The sequence below is a fragment of the Oleiphilus sp. HI0067 genome, assembly GCF_001635735.1.
In genome coordinates this window covers 1-873 of record NZ_LWFI01000577.1, presented here as the reverse complement: position 1 = coordinate 873, position 873 = coordinate 1, and the positions used below count along the sequence as shown (strand labels likewise).

Genomic DNA, 873 nt, shown 5'->3' with positions numbered 1-873 from the left:
TAAGAAGCTGTATATTCGCAAGACTTGTTAGAAGCATCCGCGGAAATTTCTTCCGCAAAAACCAACAAGGAGACATTTATGCAAGTAAACATCACCGGTCACCACGTTGAACTAACAGATTCAATGAAAAACTACGTTACTGACAAGCTAGAGAAGCTTGAGCGTCACGTGGACGGTATAACAAATGTGCAGGTCACCCTTTCAGTGGAAAAGCTAAGACAAATTGCGGAAGCCACACTTCACATTAGCGGCGCAGACATTCACGGTACTGCAGAAGACGAAGATATGTATACATCTATCGATAAGCTTATAGACAAGCTTGATCGACAGATACTGAAACACAAAGAAAAACAAGTTGCGCGCTCGCATGGGGCCGTGTAGCTACTCGTAGTATTGGAAGAAAAATGAACGAAGGTTCAATTACTATTAGCTCTATTCTTGTTCCGGGACTGACTCGCGTCAGTTTCCCGGGCACTAGCAAGAAAAAAACACTAGAGCATATCGCAGCTGCAATTTCACAAGAAATCCCCGAGCTGTCTGAAGAAGATTTATTCGAAAATCTAATTGCCCGTGAGAAATTAGGTAGCACTGGAATCGGACAAGGAATTGCCATCCCTCACAGCAGAATGTTGAGATGCTCAAAAGTCATAGGCGCATTATTTACACTTGAACAAGATATCGCGTTTGACGCAATCGACAACCAACCAGTTAATCTACTGTTTGTTCTGATCGTTCCTAAAGAAGCAAGCAGCGAACATTTAGAGTTACTTAGCCAAATAGCGGAAAGATTTAATGACTCTTCTTTTTGCAATAAACTACGTGCTGCATCATCTGATTCTGAGCTTTATACGTTAATGACTGAAAGCTAACTGC

2 protein-coding genes are annotated in these 873 nt (G+C 41.9%); both read left to right on the top strand.

All coding sequences use genetic code 11. From position 1 onward, the window contains the following. Positions 1 to 78: 78 nt before the first annotated feature. Positions 79 to 381, top strand: coding sequence for a ribosome hibernation-promoting factor, HPF/YfiA family (gene hpf, locus A3739_RS06680; RefSeq protein ID WP_068475009.1), 303 nt, complete (start codon positions 79 to 81; stop codon positions 379 to 381). 23 nt (positions 382 to 404) lie between these two features. Beyond that, entirely contained in the window at positions 405 to 869 is a 465-nt protein-coding gene (gene ptsN / locus A3739_RS06675; RefSeq protein WP_068476102.1) for a PTS IIA-like nitrogen regulatory protein PtsN, read from the top strand. Positions 870 to 873 lie beyond the last annotated feature (4 nt).

Bases quoted from the DNA above. Each gene is read 5' to 3' on its own strand.
- hpf (WP_068475009.1), top strand. From the start codon at position 79: ATGCAAGTAAACATCACCGGTCACCACGTTGAACTAACAGATTCAATG.
- ptsN (WP_068476102.1), top strand. From the start codon at position 405: ATGAACGAAGGTTCAATTACTATTAGCTCTATTCTTGTTCCGGGACTG.